This is a genomic window from Pseudomonas sp. GL-B-26, assembly GCF_019947405.1.
Taxonomy (GTDB): domain Bacteria; phylum Pseudomonadota; class Gammaproteobacteria; order Pseudomonadales; family Pseudomonadaceae; genus Aquipseudomonas.
Map to the genome: position 1 here is coordinate 40,044 of NZ_JAGYGJ010000009.1, position 17,278 is coordinate 57,321.

Annotated in this window: 19 protein-coding genes and 1 pseudogene; 11 read left to right on the forward strand and 9 right to left on the reverse strand. The window is 57.6% G+C overall.

All coding sequences use genetic code 11. From position 1 onward, the window contains the following. Positions 1–58: 58 nt before the first annotated feature. Positions 59–346, reverse strand: a complete 288-nt coding sequence (locus tag KGB23_RS08030) for a GNAT family N-acetyltransferase (RefSeq protein WP_008057026.1) — start codon at positions 344–346, stop codon at positions 59–61. A gap of 641 nt (positions 347–987) precedes the next feature. On the opposite strand from KGB23_RS08030, the gene oprI reads away from it, so the two are divergent. Next, a complete protein-coding gene (gene oprI, locus KGB23_RS08035) occupies positions 988–1,239 on the forward strand; it encodes an outer membrane lipoprotei OprI (RefSeq protein ID WP_002553018.1) in 252 nt (83 codons plus the stop codon). A 124-nt stretch (positions 1,240–1,363) separates the two neighbouring features. Here oprI and KGB23_RS08040 read toward each other — a convergent pair whose 3' ends face one another. The 3 genes and pseudogenes from KGB23_RS08040 to KGB23_RS08050 all read right to left on the reverse strand — a co-directional run. Next, a complete protein-coding gene (locus tag KGB23_RS08040) occupies positions 1,364–2,335 on the reverse strand; it encodes a L,D-transpeptidase family protein (protein WP_223430595.1) in 972 nt (323 codons plus the stop codon). A gap of 102 nt (positions 2,336–2,437) precedes the next feature. Further along, positions 2,438–2,731 carry a hypothetical protein gene (locus KGB23_RS08045; protein WP_003226812.1) on the reverse strand — a complete coding sequence of 98 codons (294 nt, stop codon included), beginning with the start codon at positions 2,729–2,731 and terminating at the stop codon, positions 2,438–2,440. Between the two features lie 56 nt (positions 2,732–2,787). Next, a pseudogene (locus KGB23_RS08050) lies at positions 2,788–2,958 on the reverse strand (arylesterase); the annotation flags it as partial. A gap of 135 nt (positions 2,959–3,093) precedes the next feature. Between KGB23_RS08050 and hxsA2 the strand changes: the two are divergent. Genes hxsA2 through hxsC form a run of 4 tightly spaced genes read left to right on the forward strand, consistent with a single transcriptional unit; the run spans position 3,094 to position 6,289 of the window. Next, complete coding sequence (hxsA2, locus tag KGB23_RS30365) at positions 3,094–3,378, forward strand: His-Xaa-Ser repeat protein HxsA2 (RefSeq protein WP_223430596.1); 285 nt, start codon at positions 3,094–3,096, stop codon at positions 3,376–3,378. 1 nt (position 3,379) lies between these two features. Next, the gene (hxsD, locus tag KGB23_RS08060) at positions 3,380–3,682 is read left to right on the forward strand and encodes a His-Xaa-Ser system protein HxsD (protein ID WP_223430597.1); all 303 of its coding nucleotides are present in this window, start codon (positions 3,380–3,382) and stop codon (positions 3,680–3,682) included. After that, the gene (hxsB, locus tag KGB23_RS08065) at positions 3,675–5,132 is read left to right on the forward strand and encodes a His-Xaa-Ser system radical SAM maturase HxsB (RefSeq protein ID WP_223430598.1); all 1,458 of its coding nucleotides are present in this window, start codon (positions 3,675–3,677) and stop codon (positions 5,130–5,132) included. Before hxsD ends, hxsB begins: the two co-directional genes overlap by 8 nt. Then, a complete protein-coding gene (hxsC, locus tag KGB23_RS08070) occupies positions 5,126–6,289 on the forward strand; it encodes a His-Xaa-Ser system radical SAM maturase HxsC (protein WP_223430599.1) in 1,164 nt (387 codons plus the stop codon). Before hxsB ends, hxsC begins: the two co-directional genes overlap by 7 nt. A gap of 101 nt (positions 6,290–6,390) precedes the next feature. On the opposite strand, the gene KGB23_RS08075 is transcribed toward hxsC, so the two are convergent. Further along, positions 6,391–6,996 (reverse strand): arylesterase, encoded by a 606-nt coding sequence (locus KGB23_RS08075; protein ID WP_150656342.1) that lies wholly within the window; start codon positions 6,994–6,996, stop codon positions 6,391–6,393. A gap of 10 nt (positions 6,997–7,006) precedes the next feature. On the opposite strand from KGB23_RS08075, the gene KGB23_RS08080 reads away from it, so the two are divergent. From KGB23_RS08080 to greB, 3 genes are read left to right on the forward strand one after another with little or no spacing between them, the layout of a single operon-like run. Then, positions 7,007–7,690, forward strand: a complete 684-nt coding sequence (locus tag KGB23_RS08080; RefSeq protein WP_033057202.1) for an ABC transporter ATP-binding protein — start codon at positions 7,007–7,009, stop codon at positions 7,688–7,690. Next, positions 7,690–10,194, forward strand: coding sequence for an ABC transporter permease (locus tag KGB23_RS08085; protein WP_223430600.1), 2,505 nt, complete (start codon positions 7,690–7,692; stop codon positions 10,192–10,194). Before KGB23_RS08080 ends, KGB23_RS08085 begins: the two co-directional genes overlap by 1 nt. A 34-nt stretch (positions 10,195–10,228) precedes the next feature. Further along, positions 10,229–10,726 carry a transcription elongation factor GreB gene (gene greB / locus KGB23_RS08090; protein ID WP_129436988.1) on the forward strand — a complete coding sequence of 166 codons (498 nt, stop codon included), beginning with the start codon at positions 10,229–10,231 and terminating at the stop codon, positions 10,724–10,726. An 18-nt stretch (positions 10,727–10,744) separates the two neighbouring features. Here the strand turns inward: greB and KGB23_RS08095 are convergent, their stop codons facing one another. The 3 genes from KGB23_RS08095 to KGB23_RS08105 form a co-directional block, all read right to left on the reverse strand. Then, positions 10,745–11,053: a class I SAM-dependent methyltransferase gene (locus tag KGB23_RS08095; RefSeq protein WP_150656345.1), complete on the reverse strand. Its 309-nt coding sequence runs from the start codon at positions 11,051–11,053 to the stop codon at positions 10,745–10,747. A gap of 247 nt (positions 11,054–11,300) precedes the next feature. After that, the gene (locus KGB23_RS08100; RefSeq protein WP_033057209.1) at positions 11,301–11,735 is read right to left on the reverse strand and encodes a DoxX family protein; all 435 of its coding nucleotides are present in this window, start codon (positions 11,733–11,735) and stop codon (positions 11,301–11,303) included. A 103-nt stretch (positions 11,736–11,838) separates the two neighbouring features. Further along, the gene (locus tag KGB23_RS08105) at positions 11,839–13,260 is read right to left on the reverse strand and encodes a transglycosylase SLT domain-containing protein (protein ID WP_223430601.1); all 1,422 of its coding nucleotides are present in this window, start codon (positions 13,258–13,260) and stop codon (positions 11,839–11,841) included. A gap of 235 nt (positions 13,261–13,495) precedes the next feature. On the opposite strand from KGB23_RS08105, the gene KGB23_RS08110 reads away from it, so the two are divergent. Further along, complete coding sequence (locus KGB23_RS08110) at positions 13,496–14,302, forward strand: TatD family hydrolase (protein WP_150656347.1); 807 nt, start codon at positions 13,496–13,498, stop codon at positions 14,300–14,302. 42 nt (positions 14,303–14,344) lie between these two features. On the opposite strand, the gene KGB23_RS08115 is transcribed toward KGB23_RS08110, so the two are convergent. Then, positions 14,345–15,574, reverse strand: a complete 1,230-nt coding sequence (locus KGB23_RS08115) for an acyl-CoA dehydrogenase (protein WP_033057213.1) — start codon at positions 15,572–15,574, stop codon at positions 14,345–14,347. 165 nt (positions 15,575–15,739) lie between these two features. On the opposite strand from KGB23_RS08115, the gene KGB23_RS08120 reads away from it, so the two are divergent. Both KGB23_RS08120 and KGB23_RS08125 read left to right on the forward strand, forming a co-directional pair. Next, positions 15,740–16,669: a LysR family transcriptional regulator gene (locus KGB23_RS08120; protein WP_008148497.1), complete on the forward strand. Its 930-nt coding sequence runs from the start codon at positions 15,740–15,742 to the stop codon at positions 16,667–16,669. Positions 16,670–16,872: 203 nt separating this feature from the next. After that, positions 16,873–17,274 (forward strand): MerR family transcriptional regulator, encoded by a 402-nt coding sequence (locus KGB23_RS08125; protein WP_046047542.1) that lies wholly within the window; start codon positions 16,873–16,875, stop codon positions 17,272–17,274. The last annotated feature ends 4 nt before the right edge of the window (positions 17,275–17,278 follow it).

Sequence of the window (17,278 nt, forward strand, 5' to 3'; positions counted from 1 at the left end):
GCACAAAAAAACGCCGGGTTTGACCCGGCGTTTTTTATGCGTTCGATTCTTTGAAAGGTTACTGGCTCAGCTTGGCTGCATGCCGCTGGTGGCGCTCCATGTAGCGTTCCACGTAGGAACACGATGGAATGACGGTGTAACCCATTTCTTCAGCGTACTCCAACGCCTTCTCGGTCAAGGCTGCCGCAATGCCGCGACCACGCAGCGCGTTGGGCACAAAGGTGCGATAGATATCCAGGGTCTGTTTTCCCAGATCCATATAGGTCAGGTAGGCACGATGACCGTCCACATTGGTCTCGAACTGATGACCAGCCTGGTCATGGTGGATGGACAACGCCTCGCTCATCACTACTCCTCGCGGGTCTGGAATTCTGACCCCTACCTTACCGATGTTTTTCCGGCGAAGGAACATCTACGCCACCCCGTGCCTGAATGGACACCGAGAAGAACTGCACCCATCTCGCGCAACCGAGCACGTATCAAATAGTAGGCACCATTGGCAGAAATGCTCAAGGTACGCTCGTCATCACGCTGGGGGGGCGGGGGTGCTGCTCCGTGTTACGCAGAGACGGCTCGACCAAAATCTCTGAAGGTCGACAGCCTGAACATTGCCGGATGTTGAGACTTAAGACGAGCGCCCTTTGTTAAAGTCACCTGAACATGGAGAAAGATATGAGAGGCACCACGCAGATTCTGAACAAAAGTGTAGACGAATCCATCTAGACAGACTTTAGCCAAGACTCGGAAAAGAGCTGTGAGCGCGCGGAACTTTTTTTCGGCGGCTCGCTCAGCTCGGGCCTCCCAGCTGGATATTTTTTAAACAATGCAGTTAAAAGTTGCTCGAAAAAGAATCAACGCCTACAATTTTTTTGGCTTCTTGCTTTACGTCAGTTTACTTACGACAAGTAATGGGTAGTATGTACGCCGGCTATTTCCTCAATCTGAGGAGACAGCTAACTTAATAGAAAGTCCTTGAAGGGGAACACGATGAACAACGTTCTGAAATTCTCTGCTCTGGCTCTGGCCGCAGTTCTGGCTACCGGTTGCAGCAGCGTATCGAAAGAAACCGAAGCACGTCTGACCGCTACTGAAGACGCAGCAGCTCGCTCCCAGGCTCGTGCAGACGAAGCTTACCGTAAAGCTGATGAAGCTCTGGCTGCTGCTCAAAAAGCACAACAGACTGCTGACGAAGCTAACGAGCGTGCTCTGCGCATGCTGGACAAAGCTAGCCGCAAGTAATAATCCCTCGGGATTGTTATCAAGCCGACCCATTTTTTGGGTCGGCTTTTTTATTGCCTGGCGTTTTGTCCAGGCCATAAAAAACCCGCCGACGCGGTCAGCATCGGCGGGTTCCTTTCAAGCATTACTGCAACGGGTCGATCGGCGCACTCGTCACCATCGGCGCCGAGGAATTCGGCACTCCGATTTCCACCGGCAGGCCATCTTCGGCGGCAACCACGTCGCGGACCACATCCCAGTTCATGCGCAGGTTGTTGGTGATGTCCTCACGCTTGAGCATCGCGTTGATCACCGCGGTGTGTTTGTCGACCACAGAAGGGTTGCCCTTGTCGTCCAGCGGCGTGTGCGCTTCCAGATACACCTTGCCGCCACTGATACCGAACTTGTACGGGTCGCTGATAATGCGCACCGACGTGCCTACCGGCACCATGCTCGCCATTTCCAGCACGTTGTTGTTGAACATGCGGAAGCAACCGTGGCTGGTGCGCATGCCGATGCCGAACTTCTTGTTCGAACCGTGGATCAGGTAGCCCGGCGTGCCCAGCGTGAACTTGAACGGCCCCAGCGGGTTGTCCGGGCCGGCCGGCACCACGTTCGGCAATGGATCGCCGTCAGCGGCGTGCTCGGCCTTGATCGACGCTGGAGGGGTCCAGGTCGGGTTCGGCGTCTTGGCGGTGATGCTGGTATGGGCAATCGGCGAGCCCCAGCCTTCACGGCCGATACCCAGCGGGAACGTGTACACCACGTTCCGGCCTTTCGGGAAGTAATAGAGCCGGTACTCGGCCAGGTTGATGACGATGCCTTCACGCGGGCCTGGTGGCAGGATGAAGCGCGTCGGCAGCACCACTTCGGTGCCTGCGCCCGGCAGCCATGGATCGACGCCAGGGTTGGCCGCGACCATTTCCGAATAGCCCAGATCGTAGGTGGTGCCAAGGTCGGCGAAGGTATCTTCGTACTTGGCCTTGATCACCTGGACCTGACCGACGATGTCTTCACCGGGTGGTGGCAGGGGCAGCTCCAATGCTGCTACGGGACCCGCCACACAGAGGGCGGCGAGAGACAGGTAGCGGGTGACGGCAGGAAAGCGCGGCAACATCCGGAAAATCCTTCGCATGATCGACAAGGGTATAAAAACGGGATTGTACACCGGCATCTGCAAAATCGGGGAGTTGACCGATAGCAAGCAATCTATCGGCTTCTAAAGCTCGAAACGCAGTTCCGGCCAGATCGGCGACGTGCCGCGTTTTTGCGATTCCAGAATGGCCCGGCACAGCGAGCACAGGCGCTGATCCTGGAACACACGGCGATCGACACTCGACCAGCGCGGTTGTGCTGGCAACAGGCTGCCGCACAAGGTCCGGTCCGCCGAGCCGCCCAACTCCAGTTGACGGGTCACCAGATGTACCCGCACTTCCTGGCAGGCGAACAGATCCAGCTGTTCGTCAGGCTCGATCAGTTGGTAGGCAAAAAGTGACCAGGCAGGACGCGGCATCGGGGGCTCCAAATCGGGGGCGCCACCTTAGCCGAAACACCGCCGCTAGAAAAGCGTCAAAGCAGCGGTTTCAGTGTAGGCCAGACATTTTCCAGCAACTTGTCCTGAGCCCCGACAGCCGGGTGCAAGCCGTCGGCTTGCATCAAGTCCGGATGACCGCCCACGCCGTCGAGAAAAAACGGCACCAGCGGGATCTTTTTCTCCTCGGCCAGTGTGCTGTAGACCTCTAACTTGGGCAGCCATGGTACGCCTGTCGGATTTAAGAGATGGATAGCGCTCCATTGTTAATTCCACATTGACATCATGGCCAACCGCCAGCGAGACTCGCTGTATAACCTCACCAATGATAAGGAAATCCGATAATGAAAAAGCGCTCCTTTTTGGTACCAATGGCTACTCTGGCAGCAGCCGTAGCTACCGAGCACGCTTCAGCCTTAGCCACCCACGAGGTTGCCGAGCCCAGCACCGACACCACCATCTCACTCAAATCGGCTACTCAGAGCGAAAACATTTCGGCTCGCGGCGGCAATGATCTATTTGCGTTTGTCCTAAAACGCGGAGATCAAGGTCAATTCATGGCTTATCACAGCTCTCATAGCTCCCACGCGTCGCACAGCTCACATAGTTCCCACCACTCGGGCTCCTGAAATGGAACTTGCGGCTACGCTCGCCTTTGATGAGCGGCTTTATGACGTACAGGTTCTGCAAAAAGCCGCTTACCGCTCGATGAACTCACTGACAGCCGATATCACATGCGCTGATGGAAAATTTATCTGCACCTTATCCTCGAATATCGGCATAGATGAACCTTCGTTTTTGTCTGCGGTTCAAGAATTCAAAAAGGACGTACTCGACTACCAGCTGCGCCACCAGCTGAACGCTGAAACCCTACCGATCAAGAATCTGATCCTTGGGCTGGCCTTCTCAAAAACCGGACTGATCAGTGAGTAAATTCCAAAAGCTGGAATTTTATGTACAGCAACGTCCCTACGAGTTGCTGCCATTCAAATTTGATCGCCTGAATGACGACGAGTACGTCATCACCAATATGGCAGGCGAGTATCACGTCATACCGATACCGATGCTCGAACCGCTGATCAGCAAGACGCTCCCGGTCACATCAGAGCTGATCCCTACGCTCCGGTCGAAGCAGTTCATCCGATTCACCAATGAGCAGGCACCGCTTCAGCTTTTGGCACTCAAGATTCGTACACGCTTGTCCAGACTGCCCCAGTTCACCAATCTGCATATCTTTGTCGTAACCCTTCGCTGCGATCACAGTTGCCCGTATTGCCAGGTATCAAGGCAGTCGGAGAGCAAAGGCGAATTCGACATGACGACGAAGATGGCTGAAAAGTCGTTGGATTTTGTTTTCAGGTCACCCAATCCAGCCATCAAAATAGAATTTCAGGGTGGCGAGCCACTGCTGAACTTCGAGATGGTGAAGTACGTCGTTCTTGAGGCAAAAAAACGCAACCTCAAGGAAGGTCGTGACCTTCAGTTCGTCATTGCAACCACACTTTCGCTACTGACTGATGAAGTGCTCGATTTCTGTAAGCAGCACAACATCGTGCTTTCATCTTCTCTCGATGGGCCAATGGATCTCCATAATGCGAACCGCCCGCGCCCCGGAAGAGACAGTCATCAGCGCTTCGAAGAAGGCCTGAATAAAGCGCGCGCCGCCCTTGGTTACGATCAGGTTTCAGCTCTGATGACGACTACGGATAAGAGTCTGCCGCGAGTACGTGACATCATCGATGAATACTTGCGCCTAGGCTTTGACGGAATCTTTCTCCGTACACTCTCCCCATACGGCTTCGCAATCAAGACCAAGAAATTCATGTCGTATGACACCGAGCGCTGGCTGGAATTTTACAAGGAAGGCCTTGAGTACATCATTGAGCTGAACAAGTCCGGCGTACGATTTGTCGAGCAGTACTCCGCACTCGTGCTGACGAAAATGCTGACATCAGGGGATCCTGGATTTGTTGATTTGATGAACCCTGCTGGCGCTGGTATCGCCGCCATCGTGTTCAACTACGACGGATCGGTCTATGCCTCAGACGAAAGCCGAATGCTTGCCGAGATGGGCGATCATACGTTCAGGCTGGGCAATATTCTTGAGCATTCCTATGAGGAGATCATCCTCTCTGACCAACTGCTGGATGCACTGGAGAACTCCTTCACCTTAAGCGCCCCTATGTGCTCTGACTGTGCGTTTGAACCCTACTGTGGTGCCGAGCCCGTCTACCATCACGCCATGCACAAGGACCTAGTAGCGAGAAAACCTGAATCTTCGTTCTGCAAGCGCAACATGGGGATTTTCAAGCATCTCATTGGACTGATGGGAAGTGATGAACATACAAAACGGATTTTTATGGGGTGGGCGAATCGATGCTGAAGCTCAGTGGCAAGATTATTCGTATCCACGCGGTTAATGTTTACAAGGATCTCACCCTGATCAAGGTTTCCACCAACCGGAACCTGCCTGAAGTCTTGCGCCGGGAAATGGCCTATCTGATTTCCGATCATCAGATTCCCAGCGGATTCGCACACTATCTACTGACGGAGCAACATCAGAAGCTGGCGGAGAAGCTGCCTACCGGATCTGACTACTCAATCCTGCCAAATGACTACAGCTACATCGGTGACAATGACGTTATCCGGCTTTCAGCTGATCGCCAGAGCATTCGAGTGTTGTTTAGGGCTACGTCCCCCAACAACAGCATCCTGCTGACCGAGCAGTGCAATAACTACTGCCTTATGTGTTCTCAACCGCCCAAAGCAGCTGACGATTCATGGATACTCGATGAGGTCGAAAGCTTGATTCCGTTGATCCCAAAAGAGACCCGGGAGCTAGGGTTTACTGGGGGTGAGCCAACGACCGACAAAGAGCGTTTTCTTAAGATCATCCGCCTGACCAAAAGCTATCTGCCAAGAACCGCAATCCACATCCTTTCGAATGGTCGAAGCTTCAAAGACCCAACGTTCGCAGAAAAATATGCAGCAATAGAATTGTCCGACGCGATGATCGGAATCCCAGTCTACTCAGACGATCCCACACTGCATGATTACATCGTCCAAGCTCGAGGAGCATTTGATGAAACCATCCAGGGCATTCTCAACCTGAAGCGTTTGGGTCAGAAGGTTGAGATCCGAGTGGTCATTCACAAACTCTCAGTACAGCGCCTTCCTGAACTGTGTGAGTTCATCGCCCGCAATCTTCTGTTTGTTGATCAGGTAGCACTGATGGGCCTTGAAATGATGGGCTTCACCAGGGCAAATCTTGACGAGCTATGGATTGACCCAATTGAGTACAAAGACACTCTCAGCAGGTCTGTTAGCATTCTGGCCAGATATGGCATGAACATTTCAGTCTACAACCATCAGCTTTGCTTGGTGAATCCGGACATTCTGCCCTACTACCGCAAATCGATTAGTGATTGGAAAAACGAGTTCGCACCCGAGTGTCAGAGCTGCAAGAAACAGAATGAGTGCGGGGGATTTTTCTCCTCGGGAGTCAAGTTCGGCTACAGCAAACAGCTTTCTCCGTTCTGATCTCGTTGTCTCACCTCGGGATTCCGCGTTTTTTTTCGCTAGAGATGAAAATCATTTTTTTCGAGGATCAGCTTCCGCTCTGATCCGCCCAGGAGATTATTTCAAAGCAGCGGTTTCAGTGTAGGCCAGACATTTTCCAGCAACTTGTCCTGAGCCCCGACAGCCGGGTGCAAGCCGTCGGCTTGCATCAAGTCCGGATGACCGCCCACGCCGTCGAGAAAAAACGGCACCAACGGGATTTTTTTCTCCTCGGCCAGGGTGCTGTAGACCTTCGCGAAGGCCTCGGTATAACGAACGCCGTAGTTGGGTGGCAATTGCATGCCGAGCAGCAGCACCTTGGCGCCACTCGCGCGAGAGCTGTCGATCATTGCTGCAAGGTTTTGTTGCAATTGCGTTGGCAGCAATCCGCGCAGGCCATCGTTGCCGCCCAACTCGAGGATTACCAACTCCGGTTTATGCTCTGCAAGCAGCGCGGGCAGGCGCGCCTGGCCTCCGGCACTGGTGTCGCCGCTGATGGACGCATTGACCACCTTATCGTCGAAACCTTCGCGCTTGAGCCGTTGCTCGAGCAATGACACCCATCCCAACCGGGTATCCAGCCCGAAACCCGCGCTGATACTATCGCCAACGATCAGGACTGTACCCGCCGCTGCGTTCTGGGCCATGCACATCAAGGCCAGGCCAGCACTCAAAAACCACACACGCATCGGATTCTCCATGGGCGCAAGCATTCTCACCGCGAAGAACCTCAGCAAAGTGGTTCCCAGCGCGGAAGGTGAACTGACTATCCTGCACGAACTCAGCCTGGAACTGAACAAGGGCGACAGCCTGGCCATCGTTGGCGCCTCCGGTTCCGGCAAGTCCACCCTCCTCGGCTTGCTCGCTGGCCTCGATCTGCCGAGCAGCGGCGACGTCACCCTCGCCGGGCAAGCCCTGAGCAATCTCGATGAAGACCAGCGCGCCCGCATCCGGGCCGAGCATGTCGGGTTTGTGTTTCAGTCCTTTCAGCTGCTCGACAGTCTCAACGCCCTGGAAAACGTCATGCTGCCGCTGGAACTCGATGGCCGCAAAGACGCCCGTGAACGCGCCACCGAGCTGCTGCAACGGGTCGGTCTGGGCCAGCGACTGACCCATTCGCCACGCCAGCTCTCGGGTGGCGAACAGCAGCGTGTGGCGATTGCCCGTGCGTTTGCCGCAGAACCCGATGTGCTGTTCGCCGACGAACCCACCGGCAACCTCGACAGCCACACCGGCGAGCGCATCAGCGATCTGCTGTTCGAACTCAACCAGGAACGCGGCACAACCCTGGTGCTGGTGACCCACGACGAACGCCTGGCACATCGCTGCCGGCGTCTGATTCGCCTTGAAGCCGGCCTGCTGGTCGCCCCTCTGGAGCCTTGATGGCACGCCTGCCGCTGTTGCGCCTGTTCAGTCTTGCCATCCGCCAACTAATGCGTGACGCCCGCGCCGGTGAGTTGCGCGTGTTGTTCTTTGCCTTGCTGGTGGCCGTGGCGGCGAGTACCGCCATCGGCTACTTCGGTGCCCGCCTGAACGGCGCCATGATGCTGCGCGCCACCGAGTTTCTCGGTGCCGACTTGCTGCTTGAAGGCAGCTCTCCCGCGCGCCCCGAACAAATTAAAAGCGGCACGGAGCTGGGCCTTGAGCACGCTCAGGTGGTGGAATTCTCCAGCGTCATCGCCACTGACAACGGCATTCAGTTGTCCAGCATTAAAGCTGCCGACGACGTCTACCCACTGCGCGGCGAGCTGAAAAGTGCCCCGGTGCCCTTCGCCCCGGAAGAACCCGGTGGCGGACCGAAACCCGGTGAAGCCTGGGTCGAAGCACGACTGCTGACGGCGCTGGACCTGAAGATCGGCGACAGCATCGACGTCGGCATGCGAACCCTCAAACTGGCGCGAGTGCTGACCTACGAACCGGACCGCGCCGGCAATTTCTACAGCCTGACGCCGCGGGTGCTGATCAACCTCAGCGACCTCGCCGCGACCGGCGTGGTGCAACCCGGCAGCCGGGTCAGTTACCGCGAACTCTGGCGCGGCAAAGCCGAGGCGCTGGAAACCTATCGTCAATTGATCAAACCCGGACTGGCCGCCAACCAGCGTTTGCAAGATGCCCGCGATGGCAACCGACAGATCGGCGGCGCCTTGGGCAAGGCCGAGCGTTACTTGAACATGGCCAGTCTGGTGGCGGTTCTGCTGTCCGGTGTGGCGGTGGCGCTGTCGGCCACGCGCTTCGCCACTCGCCGATTCGATGCCAGCGCATTGCTGCGTTGTCTGGGATTGTCCCGGCGGGAAACCATGGTGCTGTTCAGTTTGCAGCTGACGGCGCTCGGGCTGCTCGCCAGCATCAGCGGCGCCCTCATCGGCTGGTTCGCGCAACTGGGACTGTTCGCGCTGCTGCATGATTTATTACCGACCGACGTTCCACCGGGCGGTCTGTTTCCTGCCATTGCCGGGATCGGCACCGGATTGGTGGCGCTGGCCGGTTTTGCCTTGCCGCCACTGGCGGCACTGGGTCGGGTTCCACCATTGCGGGTATTGCGTCGGGACATGCTGCCGATTCCTTCCAGCACCTGGATGGTCTACGGCGCGGCATTGGGCGCCCTCGGGCTGATCATGTGGCGCCTGAGCCTGGACCTGATATTGACCTTCGCCCTGCTCGGTGGCGGCGTGATCGCGGCGTTGGTGCTTGGCGGCTTGCTGTTGCTGCTTCTGAAGAGCCTGCGTCGAATGCTGGCCCGTGCCTCTTTGCCATGGCGCCTCGGACTGGGCCAATTGCTGCGTCATCCGCTGGCAGCCGCTGGGCAATCCCTGGCCTTCGGGTTGATTCTGCTGTCCATGGCGCTGATCGCATTGCTGCGCGGCGAGTTGCTGGACACCTGGCAGAACCAGCTACCGAAAAACGCACCCAACTATTTCGCACTGAACATCCTGCCGGCGGACAAACAGGCATTCATCGATCGCCTGATCAAACTGTCTGCGCAATCGGCGCCGCTATACCCGGTGGTACCTGGACGGCTGATCAGCGTCAACGGCGAACCGGTACAGGAAATCGTCAGCAAGGATTCGGCCGGTGATCGAGCGATCCAGCGCGACCTGAGCCTGACCTGGGCGGCGGATTTGCCGACGGGCAACAAACTCACGGCGGGCAACTGGTGGACTGATCAGACACCGGAAGAAATTCCCGGCGTATCGGTGGAAGGCAAAGTCGCTGAAAGCCTGAAGCTCAAGCTCGGCGATCACATGGTGTTTACCGTGGGCGGCGTCAATCGCGAAGCCAAAGTCACCAGCCTGCGGGAGGTCAACTGGGACAACTTCCAGCCTAACTTCTTCATGATCTTCCAGCCCGGCACACTAAAAGATCTGCCGGCGACCTACCTGACCAGTTTTTATCTGGCAGCGGGTCATGATCAGCAGATCGTGGATCTGTCACGAGCCTTCCCGGCAGTGACCATCTTGCAAGTCGAAGCCTTGCTCGAACAGCTGCGCAGCATCCTCGCCCAGGTCACCCTGGCGGTGGAGTACGTGCTGTTGTTCGTGTTGGCGGCGGGGATGGCGGTGTTGTTTTCAGGCTTGCAGGCGACGCTCGATGAACGCATTCGCCAAGGCGCCTTGTTGCGAGCGCTAGGGGCCGAGCGGCAACTGTTGGTCAAGGCCCGGCGGATCGAGTTCGGTTTGCTGGGGGCGGTCAGCGGATTATTGGCAGCGCTGGGTTCGGAACTGGTGAGTCTGGTGCTCTACCGCTACGCCTTCGACCTGCCGTGGCACCCGCATCCGTGGTTGCTGGTATTGCCACTGATCGGCGCAGTGCTGATCGGGGGTGCCGGCGTGTTCGGCACACGTCGCGCGCTGAACGCCAGCCCCCTGACAGTCTTGCGCGAGGGTTGATAGACTCAAGCTCTCTCCACCACAAGAAGTTGCCATGAGCCGTTATCGCCCTCCCCGCACCGCTGGCACCGCGCTGATCACCCCCGAAGGTGAAGCGCGGATGCGGGCCGAGTTTCATGAGCTCTGGCATGTTCGGCGGCCGCAGGTGACACAGTCCGTCAGCGAGGCCGCGGCACAGGGCGATCGCTCGGAAAACGCCGAATACACCTACGGCAAAAAGATGCTGCGCGAGATCGACAGTCGCGTACGCTTTCTCACCAAGCGGCTGGAAGCGCTCAAAGTCGTCAGCGAAAAACCGAGCGATCCGAACAAGGTTTATTTTGGCGCCTGGGTCACGATTGAAGACGAGGACGGGAAGGAGTCGCGCTACCGTATCGTCGGGCCGGATGAACTGGATTTGAAACTGGGCCTGATCAGCATCGATTCGCCGTTGGCGCGCGCCCTGATCGGCAAGGCGCTGGACGCCGAGGTTCGGGTCCAGACACCGACCGGTGAGCAGTGCGTGTATATCGTGGCGATCGACTATCTTTGAGCCGCAGCGCTCTAAACCTCAACGGCGGGTAATCAGCCCCTGTCGGGCAACGCGAATCAATTGCTTGATCACTTCGGGGGCGTCCTCGAAGCTGGGCGATTGAATCACCGCCAGATCGAAACTGTCGCTGGCAAATCGAGCCAGCGATTCACCCTCTTCGACAAACTGGATCAGGAAGGCCGCAGGCCCACCGGTGCGACGTGGCCAGCCATCGAGATAACGCAAAAGTGTCGGCTGATGTTTGCCGCCAAGCAGGATTTTTGGATTGCGCTGGGTCAGGTGTGCCGTGATCGGCGCGGGGCGTATAACCGGGCTTAGTGCATTCATTGTGTCGTGTCTCTGCCTCAAAAGTCTGCATGGCAGGTGAGAGGCAACACCGAACCAGCGCTTTAGCGGTATTTCGAAGCCTGTTTCAAGCTTCTATCAGCAACTGAATGAGTCACCTGGCGCCCCGCAAGTAGCTGTTTAAATCGGCGCATGGGCAGCATCCTAGAGAAGCTGACCGGACAGTGTCAAGAATGACGAGAACAAAAAAGGCCCGCGCAATGCGGGCCTTTTAATTGAACCAGAGCGGTCAGCCAGCGATAGCGCGGTCAGCCGAGAGCTTGCCGGCGCCTTCGATCAGCACCGCGATGCTGCCACCGAGCAGGGCCAGAGCGAATTCATAACCGTTGTTGGCCATGAACAGACCGTTAGGAAGGTGCACCGAGAAGATTGCCACCAGCGAGAGGAACGCCAGGCCGAGGGCTGCCGGGCGAACGAGCAAGCCTATGATCAATGCCAGACCGGCGAAGAACTCGGTACCGCCCGCCAGCGTCGCCATCAGATAGCCCGGCGCCAGGCCGATGCTTTCCATGTACTGCGCGGTGCCCGCCAAACCGTAACCACCGAACGCCCCAAAGAGCTTCTGCGAGCCGTGGGCAGCGAAGATGATGCCGACGAAGATCCGCAAGACAGTCAGGCCGTAGCCAGCGCGGGTAAACAGTACCTTGTTGATCAGTGTGCTCATGCTGTGTCATCCGTTGTCAGTGTGTGTTGGTTGGCCGCTATATTAATCAGTAAATCCCATGTTAAAAGCGCAATTAATGCGCCATAACAATCAGTTTATTCGATTATTTACGTGAGGCAACTTTCTGCCCCTGGGGCTCCAACGACTCCCGCTCCCGATCGAACGCCAAGTAATACTTGTTCACGCTATTAACATAGCTGACGGCGCCCATTCCCACCTGCTCCATGGCGATGCGTTCGACCTGGAAGAACCACTGATTGGGATTCAAACCGCGCCGACGAGCCTCGGCACGCATGCCCTGAACCCGCTCCGGCCCCATGTTGTAGGCCGCCAGCACGAACGCCATGCGCTCGCGCTCGTTGAGTTTGGGGCTGGCGAAGAACTTGCGACGAATCATGGCCAGGTACTTGGCCCCGGCCTGCACATTGGCGTCGAGATTCTGAATGTTGTTGACCCCCACCCGCTGGGCGGCGGACGGGGTGATCTGCATCAGGCCGGTAGGGCCGCTGCCACTGCGGGCATTGGGTTGCAGGGCCGATTCCTTGAACGCCAGGGCCGCCAGGTTCAACCAGTCCATGCCTTGGGCTTCGGCGTGTTTCTGCAGCACCGGCCGAAGTTTTTCGAGGCGCTGGCGATCAGCCTTGGCCAATGGATAGTGCACTTGATACAGGCGTCGATAGATCCGCAGGAACGCGGCATCCTGATCCGATGATTTTTTGTAACCGGTCAGGAAGCGATCAATGCTCGCGCGCAACATTGAGGCGTCGCGGCGCACGAACCAGAATTCTTCGCCCGGTTCACTGATGAGCACCTGCCGATCGAAACGCAATTTGGGCAGGATCTTGCCCCAGCGCTCGGCAATGGGTTGTTCGACGATCGTCAGGTGAAAGATTCCGCCCTGGACCATCTCCAGCACATCCTCGACCGCCAGACTGGGATCGACCCACTCGATGATCACCGGTGGCAGTTTAAGCAGCGCGAGCTTTTGATTGATCTGACTGACCGCGTCCCCGGCGGCACTGCCGGTGGGCAACGCCAGGGTTTTGCCGGAAAGCTGTTCGAGACGGGTGTAACGTCGCTCGCCTTTGATCCCGACCAATATCAACGGGATGTTGCTGGCAATCGGTTCACTGGTGCTGACCGCGTGGCCCGGTTGCAGGTCCAGCAGTTCCCCCGGCGCGACCAGATCACCCTCGCCGCGCTGCAACGCGCCGATCAGTTGATCCTTGCCCTTGGGAATGATCTTGAGGGTGATTTCCTGACCGTCACGGGCGTGACCGTTGAGGTATTGCTCGAAGGCACGCAAGCGATGGTATTCAACACCGATGGCCTGGCCCTGGACTTCGCCGGAGCTGTTGCGGCTCTGGTTGACCAACACGCGCAGCACGCGACTGCTGCGGATTTCCGCCAAGTCGCGCACTTTGGTCGAAGGCACGGCTTGCAGCGGCCCGGCCAAACGCGCGACCGCCGGCATCGGCAGCAGCAACGAGCAACACAGCAGTAGCAAAACCGAGGGACGTATCATCCACTCTCCAGAAAGAATACTGGGCCGATCTCAAGAATTTTCATGAAATCGAACGACAGAAACAGAGCGCCTTGAGCGCTGGCAAAGTGCGAAAGACTGGCACAGTGATGGCACCGTGGCCACCCTGACCTGTCTCGCGGCATCAAGAGACAGCTTTAACTCGTTGTAGTTCTTGGCTTTTCTTATAAATCTACAGCTCTGATATGCTTTCCGGCCTTTGGTCCGAGGTAGCACCATGCAACTCATCGATATCGGCGTCAACCTGACCAACCCCAGTTTTGCCGACAAACACCAGGCTGTACTCGACCGCGCCTACGCTGCCGGGGTCTGCCAATTGGTGCTCACCGGCACCAGTGTCGAGGGCAGCGAGCAGGCGCTGGAACTGTGCCGCCAACTGGACGAAACGGCTCAACGGCTGTTCGCCACCGCCGGCATTCACCCCCACTGCGCCAGCGACTGGAACGCCGACAGCGCCCAGCGTCTGCGCAGTTTGCTCAAAGAGCCGAACGTCGTGGCGGTGGGTGAATGCGGGCTGGATTTCAACCGTGATTTCTCGCCGCGCCCGCAGCAGGAAAAAGTCCTGGAAAAGCACCTGGAGTTGGCAGTCGAGCTGCAATTGCCGGTGTTCCTCCACGAGCGCGATGCCAGTCAGCGCTTGCTGGAAATCCTTCGCGATTACCGTGATCAATTGCCGGCTGCCGTGGTGCATTGCTTCACGGGCGAAAAGAAGGCGCTGTTCAGTTACCTCGATCTGGATTTACACATCGGCATCACCGGCTGGATCTGCGACGAGCGCCGGGGCACGCACCTGCATCCACTGGTGAAAGAGATCAAACAGGGACGGCTAATGCTGGAAAGCGATGCGCCGTATCTGTTGCCGCGCAGTCTGCGACCCAAGCCGAAGAATGGTCGCAACGAACCGGCGTATCTGACCGAAGTATTGCGTGAAGTGGCGTTGCATCGTGGGGAGAGCGAGGAAGATCTGGCCGCTCACAGCACGGCGTGTGCGCGAGCGTTCTACGGGTTGCCAATGGTCGACTGAAGAACCGAATCTGTGGGAGCGAGCAAGCTCGCTCCCACATTATCAGTGGCTGCTGCGCATCATCTCTTTAGGCACGTACTTGCCGATCTCGAACTTGCCGATCGCCGCACGGTGCACTTCGTCCGGGCCGTCGGCCAGGCGCAGGGTGCGCTGCATCGCATACATGTACGCCAGTGGGAAATCGTTGGACACCCCTGCCCCGCCATGGATCTGGATCGCCCGGTCGATCACCCGCAAGGCCACGTTCGGTGCGACAACCTTGATCTGAGCGATTTCGCTCTTCGCAATCTTGTTGCCCACGGTGTCCATCATGTACGCCGCTTTCAACGTCAGCAGGCGCGCCATGTCGATTTCCATCCGCGAGTCGGCAATCTTGTCGATGTTGCCGCCCAGACGTGCCAAAGGTTTACCGAACGCAGTACGGGTTACCGCCCGTTTGCACATCAGTTCCAATGCACGTTCGGCCATGCCGATTGAACGCATGCAGTGGTGAATCCGACCCGGGCCAAGGCGACCCTGAGCGATTTCGAAGCCGCGTCCTTCGCCCAACAGGACGTTTTCGTACGGCACGCGGACGTTTTCGAACAGCACTTCGGCGTGGCCGTGAGGTGCGTCGTCGTAACCGAACACTGGCAGCGGACGAACGATCTTCACGCCCGGGGCATCCACCGGCACCAGAATCATCGAGTGCTGCGCATGGCGCGGCGCGTCAGGATCGCTCAGGCCCATGAAGATCAGAATCTTGCAGCGTGGATCGCAGGCGCCTGAGGTCCACCATTTTTTGCCGTTGATCACCCACTCGTCGCCATCACGCACGGCGCGGGCGGCCATGTTGGTGGCGTCGGACGAGGCCACGTCCGGCTCGGTCATGGCGAACGCCGAGCGAATTTCGCCGCGCAGCAACGGTTCGAGCCAGCGCTGTTTCTGTTCTTCATTGGCGTAGCGCACCAGCACTTCCATGTTGCCGGTGTCTGGCGCGGAGCAGTTGAACGGCTCGGGGCCCAGCAGCGAGCGGCCCATGATTTCGGCCAACGGCGCGTATTCAAGGTTGGTCAGGCCGGCGCCGAGTTCGGACTCCGGCAGAAACAAATTCCACAAACCTTCAGCCTTGGCCTTGAGTTTGAGCTCTTCCATGATTGCGGTCGGCTGCCAGCGATCGCCCTCGGCGACTTGGCGCTCGAACACCGCTTCGGCGGGATAAACGTAGGTGTCCATGAACGCGGTCACGCGCTCACGCAGTTCTTGCACCTTGGGCGAATAAGCGAAATCCATGGGCAGCTCTACCTTTTAACGGAGGGTTTTGATGAGTTGTTCAGGTCATGCAATCGATGCTAGAACAGCTACGAAAATTTACCTAGCCTATTCTCGGCGTGTATTAACATTCATCACCGATATATGATCGGCTGATCGAGAGCCCAACAATAAGAGTGCAGCGCAATGAATCTGAGCAAGGTCGACCTCAACCTTTTCATCGTCTTCGACGCGATCTACACCGAAGCCAACCTGACCCGTGCCGGGCAGATTGTCGGCATTACTCAACCGGCGGTCTCGAACGCTCTGGCCCGTCTGCGCGAGACCTTCAATGACCCGTTGTTCGTGCGTACCGCTCAGGGCATGGTCCCGACGCCCATGGCGCAGAACATTATCGGGCCGGTGCGCAACGCCCTCTCCTTGCTGCGGGTGTCGGTGCAGGAAAGCCGTATTTTCAACCCGTTGCAGGCGGTCAAGACCTACCGCATCAGCATGACCGACCTCACCGAAGCGGTGATCCTGCCACCACTGTTTCAGCGCCTGCGGCGCCTGGCGCCGACAGTGATCATCGAAAGCTTTCTGTCCAAGCGCCGCGAAACCACCAAGGAGCTGGCGGCCGGGCGGCTTGATTTCGCTGTCGATGCGCCGCTTAACACTGACCCGCAAGTGCGCCACGTCAAGTTGATGGAAGACCGTTACGTGTGCGCCATGCGTAAGGGCCATCCGCTGGCGGGCAAAGAGAAATTCACCCTTGATGATTATCTGTCGCTGACCCACATCCATATCTCCAGCCGCCGCAGTGGTCTGGGCCATGTCGACCTGGCCCTGGGCAAAATGGGCATTCAGCGCAAGATCGCCCTGCGATCCCAGCATTACTTGATGGCATCCCAAGTGTTGCAACAGACCGACATGGTCATGACCGTGCCGGAACGCTTTGCCCGTCGCCATGATTTGTACTCGGTGAACCTGCCGGTCAACGATGTACCGCCGGTGGAAACCCACCTCTATTGGCACGAAAGCACTGATCAGGACCCGGCCAACCGCTGGATGCGCGAGCAGATGATCGAGTTGTGCCAGCAGGTGACGGCGCATGAGAAGAAGCTCGATAAGGTGTAGGGCTTTTTACCGAGTTATCGTTCTTCGTCGGAACGCCGCCCGGAGCAAGCCCGCTCCCACATTTGATCTCCAGTGTTCGCACGACCAATGTGGGAGCGGGCTTGCTCGCGAAGAGGCCCGTAAGAACACCGAAGATCAGCGCCCCTTGACGTAAACGTCAACCTGCCATTAGCTTAGCGCCATGACCTTTTTCGAGCGCTTCCATGAGCAGCCAGACCTATAGCATTTCCGACCTCGCCCGCGAGCTCGACATCACCACCCGGGCCATTCGCTTTTATGAAGAACAAGGCCTGCTCAGTCCCGAGCGACGCGGTCAGGAACGCATCTACTCGCCCCGTGACAAGGTCAGCCTGAAGCTGATCCTGCGGGGCAAGCGCATTGGTTTCTCCTTGGCCGAATGCCGCGAGCTGATCGAACTCTACGACCCCACCGGCGGCAATCAGAAACAGCTGCAAACCATGCTGACCAAAATCGCCGAACGTCGTGAACAGCTGGAACAGCAGATGCTCGACATCGAACAGATGAAGCTGGAACTGGATACCGCGCAGGAGCGTTGCACCCAGGCGCTGGAACAGACCATCAAGAGCCAGCAGACCGTTCAGTAGTCCT